The 25,985-nt window shown below is 63.6% G+C and carries 21 protein-coding genes and 3 rRNA genes; 20 read left to right on the forward strand and 4 right to left on the reverse strand.

Going from position 1 to position 25,985, the window contains the following annotated elements; genetic code table 11:
• Position 1: 1 nt before the first annotated feature.
• The 16 genes from ACFK0J_RS07285 (at position 2) to rd (ending at position 19,292) form a co-directional block, all read left to right on the forward strand.
• The gene (locus tag ACFK0J_RS07285) at positions 2-811 is read left to right on the forward strand and encodes a F0F1 ATP synthase subunit delta (RefSeq protein WP_218474398.1); all 810 of its coding nucleotides are present in this window, start codon (positions 2-4) and stop codon (positions 809-811) included.
• A 45-nt stretch (positions 812-856) separates the two neighbouring features.
• On the forward strand, positions 857-2,494 hold the full coding sequence (gene atpA / locus ACFK0J_RS07290; protein WP_378737716.1) for a F0F1 ATP synthase subunit alpha: 1,638 nt from the start codon (positions 857-859) through the stop codon (positions 2,492-2,494).
• Positions 2,495-2,601: 107 nt separating this feature from the next.
• Positions 2,602-3,573, forward strand: coding sequence for a F0F1 ATP synthase subunit gamma (locus ACFK0J_RS07295; protein WP_378737718.1), 972 nt, complete (start codon positions 2,602-2,604; stop codon positions 3,571-3,573).
• A gap of 90 nt (positions 3,574-3,663) precedes the next feature.
• Entirely contained in the window at positions 3,664-5,112 is a 1,449-nt protein-coding gene (gene atpD, locus ACFK0J_RS07300) for a F0F1 ATP synthase subunit beta (RefSeq protein ID WP_218474403.1), read from the forward strand.
• A 6-nt stretch (positions 5,113-5,118) separates the two neighbouring features.
• Complete coding sequence (locus ACFK0J_RS07305; protein ID WP_218474404.1) at positions 5,119-5,496, forward strand: F0F1 ATP synthase subunit epsilon; 378 nt, start codon at positions 5,119-5,121, stop codon at positions 5,494-5,496.
• 193 nt (positions 5,497-5,689) lie between these two features.
• The gene (locus ACFK0J_RS07310; protein ID WP_378737720.1) at positions 5,690-6,106 is read left to right on the forward strand and encodes a DUF2550 domain-containing protein; all 417 of its coding nucleotides are present in this window, start codon (positions 5,690-5,692) and stop codon (positions 6,104-6,106) included.
• A 165-nt stretch (positions 6,107-6,271) separates the two neighbouring features.
• Complete coding sequence (locus tag ACFK0J_RS07315; RefSeq protein WP_378742693.1) at positions 6,272-6,853, forward strand: cob(I)yrinic acid a,c-diamide adenosyltransferase; 582 nt, start codon at positions 6,272-6,274, stop codon at positions 6,851-6,853.
• 199 nt (positions 6,854-7,052) lie between these two features.
• Positions 7,053-8,312, forward strand: a complete 1,260-nt coding sequence (gene murA, locus ACFK0J_RS07320; protein WP_378737722.1) for a UDP-N-acetylglucosamine 1-carboxyvinyltransferase — start codon at positions 7,053-7,055, stop codon at positions 8,310-8,312.
• Positions 8,313-8,787: 475 nt separating this feature from the next.
• Positions 8,788-10,306, forward strand: a 16S ribosomal RNA gene (locus tag ACFK0J_RS07325).
• 331 nt (positions 10,307-10,637) lie between these two features.
• A 23S ribosomal RNA gene (locus tag ACFK0J_RS07330) occupies positions 10,638-13,774 on the forward strand.
• Between the two features lie 112 nt (positions 13,775-13,886).
• Positions 13,887-14,003, forward strand: a 5S ribosomal RNA gene (gene rrf / locus ACFK0J_RS07335).
• The 16S, 23S and 5S rRNA genes sit together here, the layout of an rRNA operon.
• Positions 14,004-14,291: 288 nt before the next feature.
• Complete coding sequence (locus ACFK0J_RS07340) at positions 14,292-14,768, forward strand: hypothetical protein (protein WP_378737724.1); 477 nt, start codon at positions 14,292-14,294, stop codon at positions 14,766-14,768.
• Positions 14,769-15,023: 255 nt separating this feature from the next.
• On the forward strand, positions 15,024-15,662 hold the full coding sequence (locus ACFK0J_RS07345) for a hypothetical protein (RefSeq protein ID WP_378737726.1): 639 nt from the start codon (positions 15,024-15,026) through the stop codon (positions 15,660-15,662).
• 95 nt (positions 15,663-15,757) lie between these two features.
• Entirely contained in the window at positions 15,758-18,034 is a 2,277-nt protein-coding gene (locus ACFK0J_RS07350) for an MMPL family transporter (RefSeq protein ID WP_378737728.1), read from the forward strand.
• The gene (locus ACFK0J_RS07355; RefSeq protein WP_378737730.1) at positions 17,995-19,083 is read left to right on the forward strand and encodes a fatty acid desaturase; all 1,089 of its coding nucleotides are present in this window, start codon (positions 17,995-17,997) and stop codon (positions 19,081-19,083) included. The genes ACFK0J_RS07350 and ACFK0J_RS07355 overlap by 40 nt, the downstream gene beginning before the upstream one ends.
• Positions 19,080-19,292: a rubredoxin gene (gene rd / locus ACFK0J_RS07360; protein WP_378737732.1), complete on the forward strand. Its 213-nt coding sequence runs from the start codon at positions 19,080-19,082 to the stop codon at positions 19,290-19,292. The genes ACFK0J_RS07355 and rd overlap by 4 nt, the downstream gene beginning before the upstream one ends.
• Before the next feature lie 19 nt (positions 19,293-19,311).
• Here rd and nucS read toward each other — a convergent pair whose 3' ends face one another.
• Together nucS and ACFK0J_RS07370 are read right to left on the reverse strand one after the other, a co-directional pair.
• Entirely contained in the window at positions 19,312-19,998 is a 687-nt protein-coding gene (nucS, locus tag ACFK0J_RS07365) for an endonuclease NucS (RefSeq protein ID WP_378737734.1), read from the reverse strand.
• Positions 19,999-20,067: 69 nt separating this feature from the next.
• On the reverse strand, positions 20,068-20,784 hold the full coding sequence (locus tag ACFK0J_RS07370; protein WP_378737736.1) for a rhomboid-like protein: 717 nt from the start codon (positions 20,782-20,784) through the stop codon (positions 20,068-20,070).
• Positions 20,785-21,042: 258 nt separating this feature from the next.
• On the opposite strand from ACFK0J_RS07370, the gene ACFK0J_RS07375 reads away from it, so the two are divergent.
• Positions 21,043-21,351 carry an ATP/GTP-binding protein gene (locus tag ACFK0J_RS07375; RefSeq protein ID WP_378737738.1) on the forward strand — a complete coding sequence of 103 codons (309 nt, stop codon included), beginning with the start codon at positions 21,043-21,045 and terminating at the stop codon, positions 21,349-21,351.
• A 220-nt stretch (positions 21,352-21,571) separates the two neighbouring features.
• Here the strand turns inward: ACFK0J_RS07375 and ACFK0J_RS07380 are convergent, their stop codons facing one another.
• Positions 21,572-22,573 (reverse strand): hypothetical protein, encoded by a 1,002-nt coding sequence (locus tag ACFK0J_RS07380; RefSeq protein WP_378737740.1) that lies wholly within the window; start codon positions 22,571-22,573, stop codon positions 21,572-21,574.
• A gap of 86 nt (positions 22,574-22,659) precedes the next feature.
• Positions 22,660-23,133 (reverse strand): methylmalonyl-CoA epimerase, encoded by a 474-nt coding sequence (mce, locus tag ACFK0J_RS07385; protein WP_378737742.1) that lies wholly within the window; start codon positions 23,131-23,133, stop codon positions 22,660-22,662.
• 94 nt (positions 23,134-23,227) lie between these two features.
• On the opposite strand from mce, the gene ACFK0J_RS07390 reads away from it, so the two are divergent.
• From ACFK0J_RS07390 to ACFK0J_RS07400, 3 genes are all read left to right on the forward strand, one after another.
• Complete coding sequence (locus tag ACFK0J_RS07390; RefSeq protein ID WP_378737744.1) at positions 23,228-24,406, forward strand: acetyl-CoA C-acetyltransferase; 1,179 nt, start codon at positions 23,228-23,230, stop codon at positions 24,404-24,406.
• A 161-nt stretch (positions 24,407-24,567) separates the two neighbouring features.
• Positions 24,568-24,945 (forward strand): DUF3817 domain-containing protein, encoded by a 378-nt coding sequence (locus ACFK0J_RS07395; protein WP_378742695.1) that lies wholly within the window; start codon positions 24,568-24,570, stop codon positions 24,943-24,945.
• Positions 24,946-25,006: 61 nt separating this feature from the next.
• A complete protein-coding gene (locus ACFK0J_RS07400; protein WP_378737746.1) occupies positions 25,007-25,858 on the forward strand; it encodes a tetratricopeptide repeat protein in 852 nt (283 codons plus the stop codon).
• The last annotated feature ends 127 nt before the right edge of the window (positions 25,859-25,985 follow it).

A 25,985-nucleotide genomic window follows, 5' to 3' on the forward strand; every position in this document is an offset into this window, starting at 1 on the left:
CATGTACGCAGCGAGCCGCGAGGCCTGCGCCCGGTCTCGGGAGGCGCTCAGGGCCGCTCTGACCGGAAGCGACAGTGTCGCGGCCACGACGGGGTCCGAACTGTTCGCCGTTGTCGCCGTGCTGGACGACCAGCGTTCGCTGCGTGTTGCGCTCGCGGACGTGTCGGTGCCCGGTTCGGTACGGGCCGAGCTCAGCGAGCGGGTCTTCGGCGGCAAGGTCAGCCCGGCCACGCAGGCCGTGCTGACCACCGCGGTGGCCCAGGACTGGTCCCGGACCGCCGACCTGGTCGACACCCTGGTGTTGCTCGGGCAGGAAGCGTTGCTGGAGTCGGCGGCCGATAGTGGCCGCCTCGACGCGGTCGAGGACGAGCTCTTCCGGCTCGGTCGGATCATCAGCGACAACCCCGAGCTGGAGCAGGCCCTTTCCGATCGGACGAAGCCGGCCGAGGCCAAGCGGGAACTGATCGAGCGCCTGCTCACCGGCAAGACCGAATCCATCACACTCACCCTGGCTGAGCAGGTGGTGACCAGGCAGAAGACGGCAGTCGGGGTGGCATTCGACGAACTGTCCGACCTGGCCGCGGCCCGTCGCGACCAGATCGTGGCGCACGTGCGCGCGGCGATCGAACTGTCGGCGCAGCAGCGCGAGCGGCTCGCCGCCTCGTTGCATCGCATCTACGGCAAACCGGTCCAGGTGCACGTGCAGGTCGACCCGAGTCTGCTGAGCGGGCTCGTCGTACACGTCGGCGACGACGTGATCGACGGCAGCGCCATCGGCCGACTGGAACGGCTGCGTCGGTCGCTGACCTGACGCCCCCAACCCCCCGACATTCGACACAGCGAGAGCAGGAAGAACATGGCGGAGCTGACGATCTCCTCCGACGAGATCCGTAGCGCGATCGAGAGCTACACGCAGAGCTACACCCCGGAAACCTCCATCGAGGAAGTCGGTGTTGTCACCGACACCAGCGACGGCATCGCGCATGTCAGCGGTCTGCCGTCGGCGATGGCCAACGAATTGCTCGAGTTCCCCGGTGGCGTGCTCGGCGTGGCGCTGAACCTCGAGGACCGCTCGATCGGTGCGGTCATCCTCGGTGAGTACGCCGAACTCGAAGAGGGCCAGCAGGTCCGTCGGACCGGCGACGTGCTCTCGGTTCCGGTCGGCGACAACTTCCTCGGCCGCGTGGTCGACCCGCTCGGTCACCCGATCGACGGTCTCGGCGAGATCGAGTCCGACGAGCGCCGCGTGCTGGAGCTGCAGGCCGCGTCCGTGCTGGAGCGGCAGCCGGTCGAGGAGCCGCTGGCCACCGGCATCACCGCCATCGACGCGCTCACCGCGATCGGCCGTGGCCAGCGTCAGCTGATCATCGGCGACCGCAAGACCGGCAAGACCGCGGTCTGCATCGACGCGATCCTGGCGCAGAAGGCGAACTGGGACTCGGGCGACCCGGCCAAGCAGGTGCGCTGCATCTACGTGGCCATCGGTCAGAAGGGTTCCACCATCGCGGGCGTCAAGTCCGCGCTGGAGGCCCGCGGTGCGCTGGAGTACACCACCATCGTCGCCGCCCCCGCGTCGGACTCCGCCGGCTTCAAATGGCTTGCGCCGTACACCGGTTCGGCCATCGGTCAGCACTGGATGTACCAGGGCAAGCACGTCCTCATCGTGTTCGACGACCTGACCAAGCAGGCCGAGGCCTACCGCGCCATCTCGCTGCTGCTGCGCCGCCCGCCGGGCCGCGAGGCCTACCCGGGTGACGTCTTCTACCTGCACTCGCGGCTGCTGGAGCGTTGCGCCAAGCTGTCCGACGAGATGGGCGCCGGCTCGATGACCGGTCTGCCGATCATCGAGACCAAGGCGAACGACATCTCGGCGTTCATCCCGACCAACGTCATCTCGATCACCGACGGCCAGGTCTTCCTCGAGTCCGACCTGTTCAACAAGGGTGTCCGCCCGGCGATCAACGTCGGTACCTCGGTCTCCCGTGTCGGTGGCGCCGCCCAGACCAAGGGCATGAAGAAGGTCGCCGGTTCGCTGCGTCTGGAAATGGCGCAGTTCCGCGAGCTGGAGGCGTTCTCCGCCTTCGCGTCCGACCTCGATGCCGCGTCGCTGGCGCAGCTCGAGCGTGGCGCCCGCTGGGTCGAGCTGCTCAAGCAGGACCAGTACTCGCCGGTCCCGGTCGAGGACCAGATCGTCTCGATCTACCTGGTCGACGCCGGTTACTTCGACTCGGTTCCGGTGGGCGACATCCGTCGCTTCACCAAGGAGCTGCTGGAAGACCTGCACCGTTCCGCGGCCGACGCCTTCAAGTCGATCGAGGGCGGCAAGGTGCTCAAGGACGAGGCGGCCGATCAGATCAAGGCGGCCACCGACAAGTTCAAGCAGGGCTTCCTCGCCTCCGACGGCAGCCGTGTGGTGAACGAGGCCGAGGCGGCCGATCTCGAGCACGAAGAGGTCGAGACGCTGTCGGTCACCCGCAAGCACGTCGAGAAGTGACCCAGGTTCGGGACTGATGCGAGCTATTCGTTCAATGCATCGCGGCATGAGCGTCAGGCACGTGAATGCCGCCATCCGACACAACATGAAGGGAGTGTGAACCGCTGATGGCAAGTTTGCGTGAATTGCGCTCCCGCATTCGTGGTGTGAATTCGATCAAGAAGATCACCAAGGCCCAGGAGCTGATCGCGACCTCGCGCATCTCCAAGGCGCAGGCCAGGGTCGCGGCCGCCAAGCCGTACGCCGAGGAGATCACCAAGGTCCTCGGCGAGTTGGCGAGCGCGTCGCAGAACCTGACCCATCCGCTGCTGACCGAGCGCGCCGACCCGCGCCGGGCAGCGGTGCTGGTGATCACCAGTGACAGCGGCATGGCCGGTGGCTACAACTCGAACGTGCTCAAGCGCGCCGAAGAGTTGATGCACACGCTGCGTGGCGAGGGCAAAGAGCCGGTGATCTACGTGATGGGCAGCAAGGGCATCACGTACTACACCTTCCGCAACCGCCCGCTGGTCGCCGCGTGGTCCGGGTTCTCGCAGCAGCCGAAGTACAGCGATGCCTCGGAAGCCTGCCACCACCTGGTGGACGCCTTCATGGCAGGCGCCGACGGCGAGGTGCCCGCTCCGGACGGATCGGGCAACATCGCCGGCGTCGACGAGCTGCACATCGTGTACACGCGATTCGTGTCGATGTTGACGCAGACCCCGGAGGTGCGCCGGTTGGCGCCGATCCAGGTGAGCTACGTCGACGAGAACTTCGACATGGGTGAGGACTTCGTGACCGATTCGCCGACGGCGGATGTGCACGCGCAGTACGAGTTCGAGCCCGATGCCGATGTGCTGCTGGCGGCCCTGCTGCCGAAGTACATCAACACGCGTATCTACTCATCGTTGCTCGAGGCAGCGGCATCCGAGTCCGCGGCTCGGCGCACCGCAATGAAGGCAGCCACCGACAATGCCAACGACCTGGCGAATGTTCTCTCCAGGCAGGCGAACTCGGTGCGGCAGGCCCAGATCACGCAGGAAATCAGTGAGATTGTCGGCGGCGTAAACGCCCTGGCTTCGAGCTCGGACCGCGACTAAGCGCGGCGGCATGAGAATCAGGCCCGGAGGAGGCAGCTTGCGTAACCACGGAGGGCCCTTCGAATGCCGCCAATCAACCCGGAGAGAAAAATGACCGCAGCAGTCACGCAAGACAACACGAGTCGGACCGGCGCAGACTCAGGTCGCGTCGTCCGAGTCATCGGCCCCGTCGTCGACGTCGAGTTCCCGCGGGGCTCGATCCCAGAGCTGTTCAACGCTCTGCATGCCGAGATCGAGCTCACCTCGGTGGCCAAGACCCTGACCCTCGAGGTCGCCCAGCACCTCGGCGACGGCATCGTGCGTTGCATCTCGATGCAGCCCACCGACGGCCTGGTCCGTAGCGCTCCCGTCACCGACACCGGCAAGCCGATCTCGGTGCCGGTCGGCGACGTCGTCAAGGGCCACGTCTTCAACGCCCTCGGCGACTGCCTGGACAGCCCGGGTCTGGGCCGCGACGGCGAGCAGTGGGGCATCCACCGCAAGCCCCCGTCATTCGACCAGCTCGAGGGTAAGACCGAGATCCTGGAGACGGGCATCAAGGTCATCGACCTGCTCACCCCGTACGTGAAGGGTGGCAAGATCGGCCTGTTCGGTGGCGCCGGTGTCGGCAAGACCGTGCTCATCCAGGAGATGATCACCCGTATCGCGCGGGAGTTCTCCGGTACCTCCGTGTTCGCCGGCGTCGGCGAGCGCACCCGTGAGGGCACCGACCTCCGCCTGGAAATGGAAGAGATGGGCGTCCTCCCGGACACCGCCCTCGTCTTCGGCCAGATGGACGAGCCGCCGGGCACCCGTATGCGCGTCGCCCTCTCGGCCCTCACCATGGCCGAGTACTTCCGCGACGTGCAGCACCAGGACGTGCTGCTGTTCATCGACAACATCTTCCGGTTCACCCAGGCCGGTTCCGAGGTGTCGACGCTGCTCGGCCGGATGCCCTCTGCCGTTGGTTACCAGCCGACCCTCGCGGACGAGATGGGTGAGCTCCAGGAGCGCATCACCTCGACCCGTGGTCGGTCGATCACCTCGCTGCAGGCCATCTACGTGCCCGCCGACGACTACACCGACCCGGCCCCGGCGACCACCTTCGCCCACCTCGATGCGACGACCGAGCTTTCCCGCCCGATCTCGCAGAAGGGCATCTACCCGGCCGTCGACCCGCTGACCTCGACCTCCCGCATCCTGGAGGCCTCGATCGTCGGCGACCGGCACTTCGCTGTGGCCAACGAGGTGAAGCGAATCCTGCAGAAGTACAAGGAACTGCAGGACATCATCGCCATCCTCGGCATGGACGAGCTCTCCGAAGAGGACAAGGTCCTCGTCGGCCGCGCCCGTCGCCTGGAGAAGTTCCTCGGCCAGAACTTCATCGTGGCCGAGAAGTTCACCGGCCAGGTCGGTTCGGTGGTTCCGCTGGAGCAGACCATCGACGACTTCGACCGGGTCTGCAAGGGCGAGTTCGACCACTTCCCGGAGCAGGCGTTCAACAGCTGCGGCGGTCTCGACGATGTCGAGGCGGCCGCGAAGAAGATCGCCGGAAAGTAGTCAGCGATGTCGGAAATGTCAGTTGACCTGGTCGCCGTCGAACGACGGCTCTGGGCCGGGCAGGCGACGTTCGTCAGCGCGCAGACCACCGAGGGGCAGATCGGCATCATGCCGGGCCACGAGCCGCTGCTCGGCCAGCTGGTCGAGGGCGGCACGGTGGCCATCGTCTCCACCGACGGCGAGCGCATCGTCGCGGCGGTGCACGGCGGCTTCTTCTCGGTGACCGCGACGACGGTCCGGATCCTGGCCGAGTCCGCGGAATTCGCCGACGAGGTGGATGTCGAGGCGGCACGTCGCGTGCTGGCCGACTCGGCGGCCAGCGAAGAGGACCAGCTTGCGGCGCAAGCCCAGGTCCGCGCGGTGGAGCAGATCGCGAACGCGTAAGCGACAACCGGATAGAGCGCACGACACTGTCGGCGGCGAAGGGATCTTCGCCGCCGACAGGCGTCTTAAAACGGTTGACGGTCGTCTTAATACACGGCCCCCCAGTTTGTAAACTTGGCGCCGTGGTTGAATGACCGCGGGGTGTCGACGACACGGCGACAGAGCGAAGGGACGAACTGCATTGCAGACCGGGATGGTTCTCCTGATCATTCTGGTGCTCACGCTCGTGTTCTTGGCCCTTGCCTCGACCTATCGCCTGATCATGTTGCGGCGCGGCGGAACTGCCGCCCTGTTGCGCGTACTGCCCGCCCGCGGCGGTCAGGGCTGGCGGCACGGACTCATCCGCTATGACGAGGACCGAATGGTCTTTTTCAAGCTGACCAGTCTGAAACTGGGGCCCGACTGCACAATTCAGCGGCAAGGCATCGAGATCGGCGACCGTCGCGGCCCGGTCGGCGACGAATACGACATCATGAGTGACGACATCGCGGTGATCGCGGTTTCCGATCGGGACGGCAGTTTTGAGCTGGCCCTGGATCGTGCCTCGCGGACCGCCTTTCTGTCCTGGGTCGAATCCCGCCCGTCGGACCGCACCCGCAGAATGCGCTAGCGCGGGGCTTGTCCGCCTCTCCGCGTATTCAGGCCAGATTCAGGGGCGTGGGGACGGTGGTGTGCGGCTGCCGGTCGCGCTGTTGCCGGGTTTGCCGGTGCCCGAGGAGTTACCCATGTACTCGCGAAATCAGGTGTTGCTCGAGCAGCGGATATGGTGGGGGCTGTGAGTGTTCATCTGACGCGGATCTATACGCGTACCGGCGATGATGGGACGACGGGTCTCAGTGACTTTTCGCGGGTGGCGAAGACTGATCCGCGCTTGGTCGCCTATGCCGACTGCGATGAGACGAACGCTGCCATTGGGGTGGCGATCGCGCTCGGGCAGCCGGAGGAGAACCTGCGTGCGGTCCTGCTTCAGATACAGAACGATCTGTTCGATGCGGGTGCTGACTTGTCTACCCCTGTTGTCGCGGAGCCGAAGTATCCGCCGCTGCGGATCACTCAGCCCTACATTGATCGGCTCGAGGGCTGGTGTGACGAGTTCAATGCCGAACTGCCCGCGCTGAATTCGTTCATTCTGCCGGGTGGGACACCGCTGGCGGCGCTGCTGCACACAGCGCGTACCGTTGCCCGCCGTGCGGAACGCTCCGCTTGGGCGGCGATCGAGACACACCCGGACGATACGAACGTGTTGCCTGCCAAATACCTCAACCGGCTGTCGGACCTGCTGTTCATCCTGAGCCGGGTCGCCAATCCGGGCGGCGATATCCTGTGGAAGCCCGGCGGAACCAGGTCGAGCACCTGATAATGCTCGAGACACGAGGACACCCGTCCTGAGTACCTGGGTTGCACCCGGGTACGTCCAGAACTGAGCACGGCACCCAACCGCCGGCCCGCAACCGAACTACCGTGGCACCCACTGGTGCGCTGAATACCCGGAGTGGCGGAACAGTGCCGCAACTATCCTTGCACCCAACAGTGCGCCGAATACGCGGAGAGGCGGCATGGAACGGTTTTTGGTTACCGGCGGGAATCGACTCGTCGGTGAAGTCGCGGTGGGGGGCGCGAAGAACAGCGTCCTCAAGCTGATGGCCGCTGCCTTGCTGGCCGAGGGCACCACCACGATCACGAACTGCCCGGACATTCTCGACGTGCCGCTGATGGCCGATGTGCTGCGCGGCCTCGGCTGCGATGTCGCGATCGATGCCGGGGTCGTCACCATCAACACCCCCGCCGAACCGAAATACCATGCGGACTTTCCCGCGGTGACGCAGTTCCGTGCGTCGGTATGTGTCCTCGGGCCGCTGATGGCGCGCTGCAAGCGGGCCGTCGTGGCGCTGCCCGGCGGTGATGCGATCGGCTCCCGTCCCCTGGACATGCACCAGGCCGGGCTGCGGCTGCTCGGTGCGACCAGCGAGATCGAGCACGGCTGTGTTGTCGCGCGGGCGGACGAACTGCAGGGCGCCAAGATTCGGCTCGACTTCCCGTCGGTCGGTGCGACCGAGAACATCCTGATGGCGGCCGTGCTCGCCGAGGGCGAGACGGTGATCGACAACGCCGCGCGCGAACCCGACATCGTCGACCTGTGCAACATGCTGGTGCAGATGGGTGCTCGGATCACCGGCGCGGGTACCTCCGTGCTGACCGTCCAGGGCGTCAAACGGTTGTCCCCGACGACGCACCGGGTGATCGGCGACCGCATCGTCGCGGCGACGTGGGGCATCGCGGCGGCGATGACGATGGGCGATGTGCGGGTGACCGGCGTCAATCCCAAGCATCTGTCGCTGGTGCTGGACAAGTTGCGTTCGGCGGGCGCGCGGATCTCGTTCGAGCAGGACGGCTTCCGCGTGGTGCAGGCCGAGCGGCCGCGTGCGGTGAACTTCTCGACGCTGCCGTTCCCCGGCTTCCCGACCGATCTGCAGCCGATGGCGATCGGGCTCGCCGCGATCGCCGACGGCACGTCGATGATTACCGAGAATGTCTTCGAGGCGCGCTTCCGCTTTGTGGAGGAGATGATCCGGCTCGGCGCCGACGCGCGAACCGATGGGCATCACGCAGTGGTGCGCGGTATTCCGCGGTTGTCGAGCGCGCCGGTGTGGTCGTCCGATATTCGGGCAGGCGCCGGATTGGTACTCGCCGGTCTGGTTGCCGATGGAACGACCGAAGTGCACGACGTCTTCCACATCGACCGTGGCTACCCGAATTTCGTCGAGCAGCTACAGGCTTTGGGCGGTGACGTGAAGCGTGTCGGCGCTGCCGAATGAGGCGCTAACGCCGAAAACGCTTCCTGACCAGGCGATTTGACATGATGCACGCAGACACGTAACTTTATTCAAGTCAGAGCGACACGGACACCGACCCGGAGCCGAGAAGCTCAGCGAGATGCTGAGCGGATGGACCGGGACACGAGGTAGTACGAGGAGCGCCTGACGCTCACACTGGCTTGATCGAGACCCCGATTTGGATCTGGGGGAGCGGCTGAGCTAAGCTGGATAAGTTGCCTCACGGACGAACCGGTTAGCGCCGGGGGTGAAGTGTGTGCGTGTGTTCTTTGAGAACTCAATAGTGTGTCGATGAATGTCAGTGCCAATTGTTTAATTGGTTCCGGCCTCTCATACCCCCCGGTTGATGAGGTCGGACATTTAGTCAGCAAATTATTTTTGCTGGCGTTTTGTTTTGCTAGGTTTTCGGACTCTAGTTTAGATCTGATTGCACCCTTCGGGGTGTGGTTGTGAGTCTTCAACGGAGAGTTTGATCCTGGCTCAGGACGAACGCTGGCGGCGTGCTTAACACATGCAAGTCGAGCGGTAAGGCCCTTCGGGGTACACGAGCGGCGAACGGGTGAGTAACACGTGGGTGATCTGCCTCGCACTTCGGGATAAGCCTGGGAAACTGGGTCTAATACCGGATATGACCTTCCAGTGCATGCTGGTTGGTGGAAAGATTTATCGGTGCGAGATGGGCCCGCGGCCTATCAGCTTGTTGGCGGGGTAACGGCCCACCAAGGCGACGACGGGTAGCCGACCTGAGAGGGTGACCGGCCACACTGGGACTGAGACACGGCCCAGACTCCTACGGGAGGCAGCAGTGGGGAATATTGCACAATGGGCGAAAGCCTGATGCAGCGACGCCGCGTGAGGGATGACGGCCTTCGGGTTGTAAACCTCTTTCGACAGGGACGAAGCGAAAGTGACGGTACCTGTAGAAGAAGCACCGGCCAACTACGTGCCAGCAGCCGCGGTAATACGTAGGGTGCGAGCGTTGTCCGGAATTACTGGGCGTAAAGAGCTTGTAGGCGGTCTGTCGCGTCTTCTGTGAAAACTTGGGGCTCAACCTTAAGCTTGCAGGCGATACGGGCAGACTAGAGTACTTCAGGGGAGACTGGAATTCCTGGTGTAGCGGTGAAATGCGCAGATATCAGGAGGAACACCGGTGGCGAAGGCGGGTCTCTGGGAAGTAACTGACGCTGAGAAGCGAAAGCGTGGGTAGCGAACAGGATTAGATACCCTGGTAGTCCACGCCGTAAACGGTGGGTACTAGGTGTGGGTTTCCTTCCACGGGATCCGTGCCGTAGCTAACGCATTAAGTACCCCGCCTGGGGAGTACGGCCGCAAGGCTAAAACTCAAAGGAATTGACGGGGGCCCGCACAAGCGGCGGAGCATGTGGATTAATTCGATGCAACGCGAAGAACCTTACCTGGGTTTGACATACACCGGAAACCTGCAGAGATGTAGGCCCCCTTGTGGTCGGTGTACAGGTGGTGCATGGCTGTCGTCAGCTCGTGTCGTGAGATGTTGGGTTAAGTCCCGCAACGAGCGCAACCCTTGTCCTGTGTTGCCAGCGCGTAATGGCGGGGACTCGCAGGAGACTGCCGGGGTCAACTCGGAGGAAGGTGGGGACGACGTCAAGTCATCATGCCCCTTATGTCCAGGGCTTCACACATGCTACAATGGCCGGTACAGAGGGCTGCGATACCGTGAGGTGGAGCGAATCCCTTAAAGCCGGTCTCAGTTCGGATCGGGGTCTGCAACTCGACCCCGTGAAGTTGGAGTCGCTAGTAATCGCAGATCAGCAACGCTGCGGTGAATACGTTCCCGGGCCTTGTACACACCGCCCGTCACGTCATGAAAGTCGGTAACACCCGAAGCCGGTGGCCTAACCCCTTGTGGGAGGGAGCCGTCGAAGGTGGGATTGGCGATTGGGACGAAGTCGTAACAAGGTAGCCGTACCGGAAGGTGCGGCTGGATCACCTCCTTTCTAAGGAGCACTTCTCCGGACATGCCCACACAGGTGGGAGTGTTGTTCTGGCAGAGACCGTTTCGGATGCATACGTCATCCGGCGGACGCTCATGGGTGGAACACTGACAAGCTTCATCGCAGTGGTCGGGGCTCAATGCTTCGGTCGCGGTGGATTTATCGGCACACTGTTGGGTCCTGAGAGAACACGCGAGTGTTTGTCTCTAGGGATAGATAACGACAAGATCGAATCTTCGGTCATACCGCGGGGCGTGAGTTCTGGCTGGTGCCGAGTGTGGGTTTGGTTTTGTGTGTTGTTTGAGAACTGCACAGTGGACGCGAGCATCTTTGTTAGTAAGTGTTTAAGAGCGTACGGTGGATGCCTTGGCACCAGGAGCCGATGAAGGACGTAGGAGGCTGCGATAAGCCTCGGGGAGCTGTCAACCGAGCTGAGATCCGAGGATTTCCGAATGGGGAAACCCAGCACGAGTGATGTCGTGTTACCCGCATCTGAATATATAGGGTGTGTGGAGGGAACGTGGGGAAGTGAAACATCTCAGTACCCACAGGAAGAGAAAACAATTGTGATTCCGTGAGTAGTGGCGAGCGAAAGCGGATGAGGCTAAACCATGTACATGTGATACCCGGCAGGGGTTGTGTATGTGGGGTAGTGGGGCTCATTTTCTTGGTTCTGCCGAGCCAAGCGGGAGTCAGAAACCGTTGGGTTAGTCGAAGTGGTCTGGAACGGCCTGTCGTAGAGGGTGAGAATCCCGTAGACGAAAACTCAGCGGCTCTTGTAGTGAGTACCCGAGTAGCAGCGGGCCCGTGAAATCTGCTGTGAATCTGCCGGGACCACCCGGTAAGCCTGAATACTCCCTGGTGACCGATAGCGGACTAGTACCGTGAGGGAAAGGTGAAAAGTACCCCGGGAGGGGAGTGAAATAGTACCTGAAACCGTGCGCTTACAATCCGTCAGAGCCTGCGAGTCGTTTGGTCGGCTGTGGGTGATGGCGTGCCTTTTGAAGAATGAGCCTGCGAGTTAGTGGCATGTGGCGAGGTTAACCCGTGTGGGGTAGCCGTAGCGAAAGCGAGTCCGAATAGGGCGTTTCGAGTCGCATGTTCTAGACCCGAAGCGGAGTGATCTACCCATGGCCAGGGTGAAGCGACGGTAAGACGTCGTGGAGGCCCGAACCCACTTAGGTTGAAAACTGAGGGGATGAGCTGTGGGTAGGGGTGAAAGGCCAATCAAACTCCGTGATAGCTGGTTCTCCCCGAAATGCATTTAGGTGCAGCGTCACGTGTTTCACGCCGGAGGTAGAGCTACTGGATGGTCTAGGGGGCCTACAAGCTTACCGAAATCAGCCAAACTCCGAATGCCGGTGTGTGAGAGCGTGGCAGTGAGACTGCGGGGGATAAGCTTCGTAGTCGAGAGGGAAACAGCCCAGATCGCCGGCTAAGGCCCCTAAGCGTGTACTAAGTGGAAAAGGATGTGAAGTCGCGAAGACAACCAGGAGGTTGGCTTAGAAGCAGCCACCCTTGAAAGAGTGCGTAATAGCTCACTGGTCAAGTGATTTTGCGCCGACAATGTAGCGGGGCTCAAGTACACCGCCGAAGCCGCGGCACTCCAACATTACATCCGCCACAGACTACGGTTTGTGGTGCAGTGGTTGGGGTGGGTAGGGGAGCGTCCTATAGCCATGGAAGCAGCAGGGTGACCTAGTTGTGGAGGCTATGGGAGTGAGAATGCAGGCATGAGTAGCGAAAGACGAGTGAGAAACTCGTCCGCCGAATGACCAAGGGTTCCTGGGCCAGGTTAATCCGCCCAGGGTGAGTCGGGACCTAAGGCGAGGCCGACAGGCGTAGTCGATGGACAACGGGTTGATATTCCCGTACCCGTGTATCCGCGCCCATGATGAATCAGTTGTGCTAAGTGTCCAAAAGCGGATGGACTCCCTTCGGGGAGCCGGATGTGGCTGCACACGACCCCGGCTGGTAGTAGTCAAGCGATGGGGTGACGCAGGAAGGTAGCTGGGCCAGTCAGTGGTTGTACTGGTGTAAGCCTGTAGGGCGAACGGTAGGCAAATCCGCCGTTCATACAGCCTGAGAGGTGATGCGTAGCCGATTGAGGCGAATTCAGTGATCCTATGCTGCCGAGAAAAGCCTCTAGTGAGTTGGTACACGGCCCGTACCCCAAACCGACACAGGTGGTCAGGTAGAGAATACTAAGGCGATCGAGAGAACTGTGGTTAAGGAACTCGGCAAAATGCCCCCGTAACTTCGGGAGAAGGGGGACCACAACCGGTGACGGGACTTGCTTCCTGAGCTGGGGGTGGTCGCAGAGACCAGAGAGAAGCGACTGTTTACTAAAAACACAGGTCCGTGCGAAGTCGTAAGACGATGTATACGGACTGACGCCTGCCCGGTGCCGGAAGGTTAAGAGGACCGGTTAGCCACTTCGGTGGCGAAGCTGAGAATTTAAGCCCCGGTAAACGGCGGTGGTAACTATAACCATCCTAAGGTAGCGAAATTCCTTGTCGGGTAAGTTCCGACCTGCACGAATGGCGTAACGACTTCTCTGCTGTCTCAACCACAGACTCGGCGAAATTGCATTACGAGTAAAGATGCTCGTTACGCGCGGCAGGACGAAAAGACCCCGGGACCTTCACTATAGCTTGGTATTGGTGTTCGGTACGGTTTGTGTAGGATAGGTGGGAGACTGTGAAGCGGGCACGCCAGTGTTCGTGGAGTCATCGTTGAAATACCACTCTGATCGTATTGGACTTCTAACCTCGGACCATGATCTGGTTCAGGGACAGTGCCTGGTGGGTAGTTTAACTGGGGCGGTTGCCTCCTAAAATGTAACGGAGGCGCCCAAAGGTTCCCTCAGCCTGGTTGGCAATCAGGTGTCGAGTGCAAGTGCACAAGGGAGCTTGACTGTGAGAGCGACAGCTCGAGCAGGGACGAAAGTCGGGACTAGTGATCCGGCACCGGCAAGTGGAAGCGGTGTCGCTCAACGGATAAAAGGTACCCCGGGGATAACAGGCTGATCTTCCCCAAGAGTCCATATCGACGGGATGGTTTGGCACCTCGATGTCGGCTCGTCGCATCCTGGGGCTGGAGTAGGTCCCAAGGGTTGGGCTGTTCGCCCATTAAAGCGGCACGCGAGCTGGGTTTAGAACGTCGTGAGACAGTTCGGTCTCTATCCGCCGCGCGCGTCAGAAACTTGAGGAAGGCTGTCCCTAGTACGAGAGGACCGGGACGGACGAACCTCTGGTGTGCCAGTTGTTCCGCCAGGAGCACCGCTGGTTAGCTACGTTCGGAAGGGATAACCGCTGAAAGCATCTAAGCGGGAAGCCTGTTCCAAGATGAGGTTTCTCACCACCTTCGAGTGGTTAAGGCCCCCCACAGACCATGGGGTTGATAGGCCAGAACTGGAAGCCCGGTAACGGGTGTAGGTGACTGGTACTAATCGGCCGAGGACTTACCAACAAAGAAGCTACGCGTCCACTGTGCAGTATCTGAAACAACACACACCGTTTCAGAGACTCCGGCCCCCGCCAATCAGGGGTTGTTGTCTCCGGAGTGGATAGTTTCATAGAGTTACGGCGGCCATAGCGGCAGGGAAACGCCCGGTCCCATTCCGAACCCGGAAGCTAAGCCTGCCAGCGCCGATGGTACTGCACTCGACAGGGTGTGGGAGAGTAGGACACCGCCGGAACATCCTTCACGAAAGCCCCCCAGCACCGCTGGGGGGCTTTCGTCGTCTCTACCGCCGGACCCCCGACACAGGCACACCCACAAAGCCTCCATCTGCCTCACAAAGCCAACACTCTCTGTGAAACGCGCGCACACCCTGTGACACCCGTTCACGCTGTGCCGCAGGCAGAATCGCTACCCCGTGACCCGCGGGACAAGCGGTGGCATCGGCAGCCGCGGCGATGCTGGCCTCGTTCGGAACCAATACGCAACTGATTCCATCCAGACGCGATCCGGCAGCGAATGCTACATGACCTCTCCGTTCTTCACCGGCCTCGCGGCAGGTCCGCGACAGCCACGGAGCGGGGCGGTACCCGCAGAGATCGCGTGCGATTACGACTTGTTCTTGGTATGCCGCATCCAGGAGGAATACCAGGCCACCGGAGACAACCGCGGCTCGGTCGCGATCGGCCTGCAGCGCACGGCCCTGATCATCGACGCCACGCTGATCCGGCTCGTCCTGGTGCCCGCGCTGATGCAGATCATGGGCCGCTGGAACTGGTGGCTCCCCTGGATTCGACCGAGAAGTGCTGCGGTATCCGGTATTTCGCTGCCGAGTATGCGGCTCGGCCACAGCGCCCGCGAGCGGCGCCCGCGGCTCGGCTGGCGTGGATCGGTCGCTCACCCGGCGCACGCAGCTCGCGACAGCGTCATCGAGAAACCGGGGACGCCGCCTGTGGTCACGGAGGTGAGTGCCGTTTGCCCCGGGGACAGCGAAACGTATTGACACCCGGGCCACCTCGCGTCGGCTCGTCCTGGTGCAGATCGAGGGCTGGCGGAAATGGTGGGTCTCCTCCTGATGAACCGGTCCCATCCGGATGCGCAGCGGCACCGAATGCTAGGTGACCATTCCGGATGGTAGGTTCTGCCCGCAGTCCATTCTTCACCAGGCTTTGAGCAGGATCGTGACAACCTTCGCCTCGGGATACATGTGCACAGAGGCGTTGTTCGAATGACCACATAGTCGATGGGAAGGTTTGCGATGGCAAATGAACGGACAGAAGAACACGGCTCGGAAAACCCGTTGTGCGGTCCTCGCAAAGGATCGCGGGGCTTCGCTCTGCTCGCCGCCGGTCTCATGGCCGTGTCGGCCGTCGGTTACACCGTAGTCAATGCTCCTGGCTCATTTGCCCAGGGGGAGGAGGGTTCAGAGCCAGCGGCTGAGGAGAAATGCGGGGGAGGCGAGGGCACCTTTACGATCACCGGAAGTCCTGAAAAGGGCTTCACCGCGAAAGGTAAAGGAACTCTGGCGAAAGGCTGCGAAGGTGATGTCGAGGGAACCGCGAAAAACCTCAGCGCCAAAAAAGACGGCGAAAAGTGTGTGATCGAGAGCAAGGAAGTGTCGGGCCGAGTCGTGGACGCGAAAGACGACGACAAGAACGGCAAGAAGGACGAGGACGTCCTCGAAAAAGGGAAAGTCCGCATGACCGCTCCGCTGGACGGCTCAGCGGCCACCGTCGAGTTGCTTCAGGGGGAACTCACCCCGGAAAGCACCGACTCGAACGACATAGTGACCGGCAAGGGGACCGTGGAGGGTCACGGCATCACGGAGTGCAATGAGGTGCCGACGGGCAAGTTCACGGTGAAGGTCGTATCGGCCGAGACCAAGGACGAGGCCTGAGTGGGCTCGTAAGAATTGAAACTCCGGTTCACCGCGCCGCGCCGATTCCCAAGGCGCGGCGCGTATTCCGTGTACCGCTCGAGGGAGGCTGTGCCATGTCCAGGGGCCGGACAGATCCATTAGCGCGGTTGGCGGTCTGGATGGTGCGGCATCGTCGGCGGGTATTCGCTGGATGGCTGCTTGCGGTGCTGGTCGGCATTATAGGGCTGCCCTACCTGTTGAATTCCGTGAGTTCGCCGCCGATCGAGGTGGCCGGTGCCGAATCCCAGCGCGCGGGTGAGATTTTGAGTGCCGGCGTGCCGTCCTTCGGCGATGTTCAAGTGCTCGCGGTGTTCCACTCATCGACATTGCGTACGACAGACCGGCTTTTTCGTGAAGCCACCGATGCCGCACTGGTGGTGATCGGAGACGACGACAATATCGCTGGAGCGGTGGCGTTGCCCAAGGCGGGAGACCCGGCCAAGGCGCCCACACTCACAGACACCCTGGAACCGTTGCGTCCCCTCCTGCACGACGAGCACACCGCTTACATGTTGATCGGGGTTACCGGAACGGACCGGGAACGCCAAGACCGGATACCCGACCAGCAGCGGATGATCGACGAGGCGGCACAAGCCGCGTCCGGAGGCACGGTGCGGGCATATCTGCTCGGCGGTGTGGTGTTCGGCCAGGCAGTGCAGGAAGCCGAAGTCTCCGACCTGATGCGTATCGAGTTGGTCGCGGTTCCCGCTGCCATCCTGGTGTTGCTGGTGGGTCTGCGCGCGCCGGTGGCAGCGTTGGTGCCGGTCTTCGTCGCGGGCGCGTCTGTGCTGACGACATTGGGCCTGTTCGCGGTGGTTCGCGAACTGCTACCGGTGGACGGCATGTTGCTGATCGGGGTGAACGCCATCGGGCTCGGCATCGGCATCGACTACGCCTTGTTCGTGATGAACCGCTACCGCGAAGAACTGGCTGCCGGGGCCGGAGTGCAGGAGGCGATCAGCACGGCGGCGGCCACCACGGGGCGGACGGTGGTGTATTCGGCGGTGATCCTCTTGTTGGCGTGCCTGAGTCTGTTCCTGGTGCGCTGGCACATATTCGCCGTGGCGGCCGTCGGCACCATGACGGTGATTGTGGCGACCGCGGCGGCCTCGGTTTCGCTGCTGCCCGCGCTACTGGTGTCGCTGACAAAATGGCTCGACTGGCAGCCCCGATGGATCGCACCCTCCCGTCGGGCGTATCGCAAGGAAGTCGTCGGCGGGCAGGGTTCGCTGGCTCGTTGGGCGAACCACCTGATGCGCCACCCGTGGCCTTATACGGTCGCCGTCACGGCCGCCATGCTGCTGGCCGCCGTGCCGGCGTCACATATGACGCTGGGTTTCGACTCGGAAAGCCGTGCGCTGGCCGGAACGCCGTTCCACACTGCAATGACCATCATCGACCGCGACGCGCCCGGAATCGCGTCGCCGGTAAGTGTCCTGCTGAGTCGCCCCGCTGACACTCCGGAACCGGACACCGAGTCCCTTTTGGCTGCTCTGCGTGCGGATCCAGAAGTCGCCGCGGCCTCGAAGCTGGACAATGGGGCGGACCTCACTGTCGTCCTGGTGATCCCGAAGCATCTGACGACCTCATCGGAAGTCGTGGATTTGGTGCGCCGGGTCCGTGCCGACATCGCCCCGACCTATGGGCCACCCGGTTTCCCGGTGCACGTCGGTGGCCCCAGCGCCCTTATCAGCGACATCCTCACCGAGACTTCGACGAGGCTGTGGTGGGTGTTCGGGTGGGTGCTCACCCTGATGTTCGCCGTGCTTGCCGGCGTGCTCCGCAGCTTGGTGCTGCCGTTGAAAGCCATCCTGATGAGCCTGCTGGCTACCGGAGCGTCCTTTGGACTCACCGTGCTGGTGTTCCAACGTGATGTGGGCGACCAGGCGTCGGGGTTGGCCAATCAGGGCCTGATCTGGCCGCAGGTGCCATTGATCGTGTTCGTCGTCCTGTTCGGATTGTCCACGGACTACGAGTTATTCCTTGTTCGCCGGATCCAGGAGGAGTACCTGGTCACGGGGGACAATCGAGGGGCGGTGGCAACCGGTTTGCAGAGCACCGCTCGTTCGATCACGTTGGCTGCCGTGATTCTCGCGGTCGGGTTCGGCAGCCTGATGGTGTCGGAGATCAGCGGCTTGAAGTCCTTCGGCTTCGCCATCGCCGTCGCATTGATCATCGACGCCACGTTGATCCGGCTCGTCCTGGTGCCCGCGCTGATGCAGATCATGGGCCGCTGGAACTGGTGGTTCCCGCCCCTGCGCCGTCACCGATCTCCAGCCACCCATCCCAATAGGTCGATAACAGGAGAACCATGCGACTCACCACTCGGCTCCCCGGCGAACGCAATCTGAGCAAGGACGATGGGGATCGGATCGCGTCCATTCGAGAGCAGATCATCGGCGTCGGCGACCGGTGGCGAACTGCGCATCCGTGGGTCAGCCGTCATCAGGATGGGATGGGAATGGGTATCTTCACGATATCCATTCTGGGTGTCCTCGGCGATGCCGCGCTCTATGCGATCGGCGTATTACCTTGGTGGGCAACCATTTTGGTAACCGCCTTCTGGTTGTCGCTGCTGCATGAAATCGAGCACGACCTCATCCACTCGATGTATTTTCGCGGAAACAAGTGGGTGCACAACGCGATGATCCTGGGTGTCTGGGTGTTTCGCCCGAGCACCATCAACCCATGGGTCCGGCGCAGGTTGCACCTGCATCACCATGCGGTCTCCGGTACCGCCTCGGATCTGGAAGAACGCGCCATCACCAATGGTCAGCGGTGGAACGGTCACCGCCTGCTCAGCTTGTCGGACACGATGCTGGGGATCTACACCCGACCCTTCCGCACGCGTCGGCTCGTCAACGAATTCATCGCCGGCGCCGCTCGTGATGCCGACGAAGCTCGCCGCCTCGCGGTGACCACTCCGCTGGGTTATTTCCCCCTCGGCGGAGTGCATTACGGGCTGTGGCACATCTGGATCGGGCTCCACGTCTACGAGCTGTTCGGCGGAAGCATCGGCCACAACGATGCATACCAGGCGCTGAACTTCGTCGCCGTCACCTTGCTGGTCCCGAATGTGGTGCGCACCTTCTGCCTGCATTTCGTCAGCTCGAACCTGCATTACTACGGCGACGTCGAACCCCACAACATCTTGCAACAGACTCAAGTATGGACTGCTCGGCGGTTGTGGCCATTGCACGCGCTGTGCTTCAACTTCGGTGGTACGCACGCGATCCACCACTTCGTGGTCCGCGATCCGTTCTACATCCGCGAGGCGATCAGGCCGGAGTGCCAAACGATCTTGCGCGAGCATGGTGTCCGGTTCAACGACTTCGGCACCTTCCGGCGCGGCAACCGGTTCTCGCTCGCCGGAGCCTTGCCCGGACCGGTCGAGCCATGACCGGCGATGCGGGAGTGGCACAGCGGATCGATACCCAATCGATCACCCAGCTGTGGATCTGCGTGACCTGCGGGATGATCTATGACCCCGCCGAAGGCGACCCGGACGGCGGGATCGCGCCCGGCACCGCGTTCGCCGACATACCGGACGACTGGGTGTGTCCGGTGTGCGGCGTGCGCAAAACGGATTTCATTCCGTTCGAGGACTGAGGAGGTAGCGCGGCCCGGTTCAGAACAGCCGGAATTCGGTGCTCTCTGTGCCCCGCAAGGCGTCGTAATCGAGTGTGAGACAGCGGATGCCGCGATCCTCGGCGAGCGTGCGGGCCTGCGGCTTGATCTGCTGGGCAGCGAAGACGCCCGCCACCGGTGCCAGTAGCGGGTCGCGATTCAGCAGCTCCAGGTAACGAGTGAGCTGTTCGACGCCGTCGATCTCGCCGCGGCGCTTGATCTCGACAGCGACGGTGGCACCAGCCGCATCCCGGCACAGCAGATCCACCGGGCCGATCGCGGTCATGTATTCACGGCGGATCAGCGTGTATCCGGGGCCGAGGGTCTGCACATGTTCGGCGAGGAGGACCTGAAGGTGCGCCTCCACACCGTCTTTCACCAAACCCGGGTCGACGCCGAGCTCGTGCGAGGAGTCGTGCTCGATGTCCTCGATGGTGATGCGCAGTTCTTCGCCGCCCTTGTTGGTGACGACCCAGAGCGCTTTCGCACCGTCGGGAAGATCGGCGGCCCCGCGCTCTTCCAGCCAGCACGGCGGGCTCATCCAGTTCAGCGGCTTGTACGAGCCACCATCGGAGTGCACGAGGACCGAGCCGTCGGCTTTGATCAACAGCAAGCGACGGGCCATGGGCAGATGGGCGGTGAGTCGCCCCACGTAGTCGACCTGACAACGAGCAATCACTAGGCGCACCCCAGCACTCTAGGTGAACGATCGACGACTGTTGACGTCAGCCCGCCTCGACTCGCGGCCCCTCGCCGCTCAGCCGAAGAGCACGGCGGCGGCCAGAATTACGCTGGTTCCGAGCAACGCTCGCTCGACCTTGGTGAACCGTCGAGTGACCGGCGTCTTGGTCCGGATCATGCCGTAACCGACGGCCGAGCCGATGCAGAAGGCCAGCAGATGTCCGACGTTGGTGAAGGTCTGCCCGAGCAGCACGCCGGCGACCGCGGCCGCGAACCACACTGTGGCCCAAGCGATCCGCAGCCGGTGCGGCACGACGAAGACCAGCGCACCGATCAACGCCATCGCGCCGTAACTGATACCGACGTCCTCGCTCCAGCGCACGCTCGCGGGCAGCCAGTCGAACTCGACGGCCACCCAGAGCCCGGCCGCGACGAGCAGCGTCGCGCCGATGTGCCCCGCCAGGAAGACGCGAATCATGTGCAGCGCACCGAACCGCAGTTCCGCCAGCGCGAGCAGACAGGCCAGCAGCGGCATGATCAACCACGCGGTGCCGACATCGCCGATCACCAGCGCACTCGACAGCAGCGTGACGACGCGCCCTTGAAGCAGATTGTGCAGATTGGTGCTGGTCTGCAGCGCCACCTTCGACTGGGCCGAATCACTCAATCCCGAAAAGATCGACGTGACAATGACCAGCGCGGCCAGGTAGCCGACGGTCGCGGGCACCCTCGGTAGCCACCAACGAGAACCGACGACCGCTGTCCGGTCGTCCGTGGTCGTCGCGACGGCCATGCACACCTCCGTTGTCCTACGGTACCTCTCCATGATCGAGGCCCGCACTCGGCTCGACCAGCGTATTCCCTGTGAGATTGCTGCGAATATTTCGGGGAGCGCGGGGAAGGCGGTCCGGCGGTGCCCTACTGTGCCACACCGTGCCGATGACGGCAGGGCGAGGCATCCTTCCTGATCGGGCAGCTCGCCGGGTACTCGCGCGACGCCGCCGCAGCGGCCGTTCAGGCGCGCCTTCGGTCGAGTAATAGTCTGGACGGCATGCCCCGTCGCAAACCGCGCGCAGCCGGTCAGGTGGGTCGCTCGCGGACGGGCGGCGCACCGCTGGGGGATGTCTTCGGTCGGACGGAGGCGGGGCCGGGGGGTGACGAGACCTACGTCGTTCGCACCATCCCAGGCGCTCGTGCGGTGAAGATCTACCGCTGCCCGGGGTGCGACCACGAGATCGCGATCGGCGTCGCGCACATCGTCGCCTGGCCCGCCGATGGCGGCGAGGACGATCGCAGGCACTGGCACCGTGGTTGCTGGAACGGCCGCCAGACCCGCGGGATCACCCGGCGCTGGTCGTAAGGAATTGTGCCGCACAAGGAGATTCGTCCGGAACGTGGCATTTGTTCCGAATGTCCGTGGCGTAGAAGTTAATTCTTCGAAACGCGCGTTTTGTCGCAAATCTTTTTGCTGCGCAGGCTTCCGCGGCCGACCCGGGGAATTAGGAAGGCCGCCCCGGTGTGGGACGGCCTTCGAGCTGAATTCGGTTGGGGTACTGCGTTAGTCGCCGCGTGGCCCGCCTCTAGTTGCTGATGTCGGCGTTCTCGCGCTCCTCGTCGACGATGTCATCCTCTTCGGAGGAAACCTCGGGGATGGCCTTGCGGCTGGAACCGGAGACCTGCTTGGTGTTGTTGCCGATCGACTTGCGCTGATCCGGAACACCGTCCAGCAGTTCGCTTTCCCGGTTGACCGCGGCGAGCATCGCGGGCACCGAGTCGAGCTGGCCGCGGATGCCGAGCAGCTGAGCGAGCACGCGTCCGCGCAGCACGCGCATCTCCTCGGCCAGTTCCTTCGCGTGCGCGATCTTGCGCTCGGAGGTCTGGGTCGCGGAGGTGATGAGGCGGTTGGCCTCGTCGGTCGCGTCCTTGATCCGCTGGGCGGCCTCGGCGCGGCTGGTGGCCTCCAGCTCCTCCATGGCACGGGTGAGCTTGGTGCGCCGCTCGGCCATGGTGACCTCGAAGTCCTGCTGGGCCGCCTTGCGCTTGGCGTCGGCTTCCTTGCCGAGACGATCGGCCTCGGCCTGGGCGGCCTCGATGATCTTGGCGGACTCGGTGCGCGCGTTGGCGAGGGTCTGCTCGAACTCGATCTCGAGCGCCTCGCGTTTTTCCTTGGTTTCGGCCAGCAACGACTCGTACTTGCCACGCATCTCGGTGGCCTGCTGCTCCGCGATCGACACCATCTCCGCGGCCTCGGCCTGTGCCAGGGCACGGACCTCGGAAGCCTCGTCGGAGGCCAGTCGCAGCATCCGGGAGATGCGGTCGGACATGCCTTCCGCGGTGGTCGGCGGCACCGAGAGACGGTCGACCTCCTTGCGGAGCTCGTCGATCTCGTCACGCGCGTCCTCGAGCTGGCTCGCGAGGTTACGGGCTTGCGCCGCAGCAGCATCCCGGTCGGTAGCGGTGACCCTTAGTTCGGCGTCGAAGCGGTCGAAGTAGTTGCGTACCTCGTCTTGCGCATAACCCTTGCGCACAACGGTGAAGGGCAGTGCAACGAAGCGATTGCGATCGGACTCAGGTGACGACATGGCACACAAACTACAGCCTACAGAGACCTGATGGTGACTCGACCGCGAATGTGATTCCGAAGAGTTTTTCGCACCCGATCTTGATACTAGTGCGTAACATTCGCGTTCGGCTCGACCAACTCGATCAGCACACCGCCAGCATCCTTCGGATGGATGAAATTGATGCGGGAATCCGCTGTTCCAGGCCTCGGCGCCTCGTACAGCAAACGCAGGCCCCGCGCGCGCAGGTGCGCGGAGACCGCATCGATGTCGGTGACACGGTAGGCCAGTTGCTGCAGGCCCGGCCCGTTACGGTCGATGAACTTGGCGATGGTGGACTCGTCGTCGAGGGGGGCCAGCAACTGCAGGGCAGTCGCGCGATCGGGGGCGCCGGGCAGCGAAAGCATCGCCTCGTGCACGCCTTGGGCGTCATTGACCTCGCGGTGGGTCTCGATCATGCCGAGATGCTCGGCGTACCACGCGACCGCGACCTCGAGGTCGGGTACCGCGATCCCGACGTGGTCGATGGCGACGACGTAGTCGGCGGGGATGAAATCGGACGAATCGCTGACGTTGCTCACCCCTCGAAGGTAGCCCGTACCTGCGTACCGGCAACCGGGGCGCAGCGGTTACCGTGGAGTACGAATCCTGCGAAACAAGATAGCGAGGCTTGTCGTGACCACTTCAGTTATCGTCTCAGGTGCACGTACCCCGGTCGGTCGGCTGCTCGGCGGTCTGAAGGACTTCAGCGGTTCCGATCTCGGCGGCTTCGCCATCAAGGCCGCGCTGGAACGCGGCGGCGTCGCGCCCGAGCAGGTCGACTACGTGATCATGGGCCAGGTGCTCACCGCGGGCGCGGGCCAGATGCCGGCCCGGCAGGCGGCCACGGCCGCGGGCATTCCGATGGACGTGCCCTCGGTGACCGTGAACAAGGTGTGCCTGTCCGGCATCAACGCCATCGCCCTCGCCGACCAGCTGATCCGGGCGGGCGAGTACGAGATCGTCGTCGCGGGCGGCCAGGAGTCGATGAGCCAGGCCCCGCATCTGCTCGAAAAGAGCCGCGAGGGTTTCAAGTACGGCGATGTCACGCTGCGTGACCACATGGCCTACGACGGCCTGCACGACATCTTCACCGACCAGCCGATGGGCGCGCTGACCGAACAGCGCAACGACACCGAGCCGGTCAGCCGCGAGGACCAGGACGCCTTCGCGGCGGCCTCGCACCAGCGTGCGGCCGAGGCGTGGAAGAACGGCATCTTCGACGACGAGGTGGTGCCGGTATCGGTGCCGCAGCGCAAGGGCGACCCGCTGCTGGTCGCCGCCGACGAGGGCATCCGCGCCGACACCACCGTCGAGTCGCTGGCGAGGCTGCGTCCCGCGTTCCGCAAGGACGGCACGATCACCGCGGGCACCGCCTCGCAGATCTCCGACGGCGCCGCCGCGGTCGTGGTGATGAGCAAGGCCAAGGCCGAGGAGCTCGGCCTGAGCTGGCTCGCCGAGATCGGCGCGGCGGGCGTCGTCGCCGGTCCCGACTCCACCCTGCAGGACCAGCCGGCCAACGCCATCGCGAAGGCTTGTGCGCGCGAAGGTATTTCGCCTGCCGATCTGGATCTGGTGGAGATCAACGAGGCGTTCGCCGCGGTCGGTGTCGCCTCGACCAGGAAGCTGGGCATCGATCCGGCGAAGGTGAACGTCAACGGCGGCGCGATCGCGGTGGGCCACCCGCTCGGCATGTCCGGTGCGCGCATTCTGCTGCACCTGGTGCTCGAGCTGAAGCGCCGCGGTGGCGGCGTCGGCGCTGCCGCGCTGTGCGGTGGTGGCGGCCAGGGCGATGCGCTGATCGTCCGGGTCTAGTCCCCGCCCGAGTCCTCGACCGCCCCGCGAATTTCGTTCGCGGGGCTTTGTCGTTCGGCGCGCGGACGCTGTCGTTCCGTGCGCAGGGGCTGTGTCGCTCGAGGGCGCAAGATCGCGATGTGACCCGTCCCACTACGACGCGTCGTAGTGCATCCGGCACAATGGTGCGCATGGGCAATATCTTCGACCTGAGCACCGTCGCGAAGCGGTTTCGTTTCATCGCGGTGCTCGAGGCGATCTCGTGGGCTTTCCTGATCGTCGGCATGGTGTTCAAGCGACTCCCGGAGCCGGTGTTGTGGCCGGTCAAGGTGTTCGGCATGACGCACGGCATCATCTTCGTGCTGTTCGTGATCGCCGCCATCGTGACCGCGCGTGAACTGGCCTGGAACGCGAAGACCACGGTGCTCGCGCTGCTGTCGAGCATCCCGCCGTTCTTCACCGTGGTGTTCGAGATCTGGGCGGTCCGGTCGGGCAAGCTGGGTGAACTGAGCAACGGGAATTCCGCCGACTCCGGAGCCCCGGCCGCCGCCGCGTCGTGACAAACTGGAAACCGTGACTCGACCTGCCGCACGCCGTCCTACGCCAGCCGCTGTCGCCGCCATGTCCGGGGCAGTTGATCTTTCCGCGTTGAAGCAGCCGCCCGCCGGAGCATCCACGGCGGCCGGTAATGGCGACTACGCGGTGAACGAAGCGAACTTCGAGACAAAAGTGCTGCGCCGCTCGGTGCAGGTACCGGTGGTCGTCGTGCTGTACTCGCAGCGCAGTCCGGGCAGCGTGGAACTGGTCCGGACGTTGGAGCGTCTGGTCGGGGAGAGCGGCGGCGTCTGGGACCTGGCCACCGTCGAGGCCGAAACCAACATGCGGATCGCGCAGGCATTCGGTGTGCAGGGCATCCCGACCGTCGTGGCGGTCGCGGGCGGTCAGCCGCTCGCCGACTTCCAGGGCGCGCAGCCGGAACCGCAGGTTCGGCAGTGGCTCAGCGCCGTGGTCGACGCGGTGGCCGGCAAGCTGCCCGGCGGCGAGGAACCGCAGCAGGTTCAGGAAGATCCCCGTTTCCTCGCCGCGGAAGCGGCGCTGGAGCAAGGCGACCTGGTCGGCGCCGAGGCCGCCTACGAGGCGATCATCGCCGCGGAACCGGGCAACGAGGAGGCCAAGGGCGCGCTGCGCCAGCTGCGCTTCCTCGCTCGCGCGCAGGGGATTCCGGAGTCCGCGGTGGCGACCGCCGATGCCGACCCGGCCAATGTGGACGCCGCCCTCGACGCCGCCGACGTGGAGATGCTCAACCAGCAGCCAGAGGCCGCGTTCGACCGCCTCATCGGGGTCGTCAAGCGCACGGCGGGTGACGACCGCACCAGGGCACGCACCCGTCTGCTCGAACTCTTCGAGTTGTTCGATCAGGCGGAGCCGTTCGTGGTCGCCGCCCGCCGCAAGCTCGCCGCCGCGCTCTACTGAGCCGCCGTCACTCGCGCGGACGCTGTGCGTCCGGGCGTGCACACCCCTTCCGTCAGCCGCACACCCGGTACACCGGGTGTGCGGCTGCTATGAAGGCCTCTTGACGGGTCGGCGTGAGCGGGGGCGA

This window comes from Nocardia brasiliensis, from assembly GCF_042691675.1.
In the GTDB taxonomy this organism is placed as follows: Bacteria; Actinomycetota; Actinomycetes; order Mycobacteriales; family Mycobacteriaceae; genus Nocardia; species Nocardia brasiliensis_D.

Bases quoted from the DNA above. Each gene is read 5' to 3' on its own strand.
- ACFK0J_RS07350 (WP_378737728.1), top strand. From the start codon at position 15,758: ATGTCCAGGGGCCGGACAGATCCATTAGCGCGGTTGGCGGTCTGGATG.
- ACFK0J_RS07400 (WP_378737746.1), top strand. From the start codon at position 25,007: ATGTCCGGGGCAGTTGATCTTTCCGCGTTGAAGCAGCCGCCCGCCGGA.
- ACFK0J_RS07380 (WP_378737740.1), bottom strand. From the start codon at position 22,573: ATGTCGTCACCTGAGTCCGATCGCAATCGCTTCGTTGCACTGCCCTTC.
- rd (WP_378737732.1), top strand. From the start codon at position 19,080: ATGACCGGCGATGCGGGAGTGGCACAGCGGATCGATACCCAATCGATC.
- murA (WP_378737722.1), top strand. From the start codon at position 7,053: ATGGAACGGTTTTTGGTTACCGGCGGGAATCGACTCGTCGGTGAAGTC.
- atpD (WP_218474403.1), top strand. From the start codon at position 3,664: ATGACCGCAGCAGTCACGCAAGACAACACGAGTCGGACCGGCGCAGAC.
- ACFK0J_RS07310 (WP_378737720.1), top strand. From the start codon at position 5,690: ATGGTTCTCCTGATCATTCTGGTGCTCACGCTCGTGTTCTTGGCCCTT.
- atpA (WP_378737716.1), top strand. From the start codon at position 857: ATGGCGGAGCTGACGATCTCCTCCGACGAGATCCGTAGCGCGATCGAG.
- ACFK0J_RS07345 (WP_378737726.1), top strand. From the start codon at position 15,024: ATGGCAAATGAACGGACAGAAGAACACGGCTCGGAAAACCCGTTGTGC.
- ACFK0J_RS07295 (WP_378737718.1), top strand. From the start codon at position 2,602: ATGGCAAGTTTGCGTGAATTGCGCTCCCGCATTCGTGGTGTGAATTCG.
- ACFK0J_RS07285 (WP_218474398.1), top strand. From the start codon at position 2: ATGTACGCAGCGAGCCGCGAGGCCTGCGCCCGGTCTCGGGAGGCGCTC.
- ACFK0J_RS07370 (WP_378737736.1), bottom strand. From the start codon at position 20,784: ATGGCCGTCGCGACGACCACGGACGACCGGACAGCGGTCGTCGGTTCT.
- ACFK0J_RS07395 (WP_378742695.1), top strand. From the start codon at position 24,568: ATGGTGCGCATGGGCAATATCTTCGACCTGAGCACCGTCGCGAAGCGG.
- ACFK0J_RS07355 (WP_378737730.1), top strand. From the start codon at position 17,995: ATGCGACTCACCACTCGGCTCCCCGGCGAACGCAATCTGAGCAAGGAC.
- ACFK0J_RS07305 (WP_218474404.1), top strand. From the start codon at position 5,119: ATGTCGGAAATGTCAGTTGACCTGGTCGCCGTCGAACGACGGCTCTGG.
- ACFK0J_RS07375 (WP_378737738.1), top strand. From the start codon at position 21,043: ATGCCCCGTCGCAAACCGCGCGCAGCCGGTCAGGTGGGTCGCTCGCGG.
- ACFK0J_RS07340 (WP_378737724.1), top strand. From the start codon at position 14,292: ATGACCTCTCCGTTCTTCACCGGCCTCGCGGCAGGTCCGCGACAGCCA.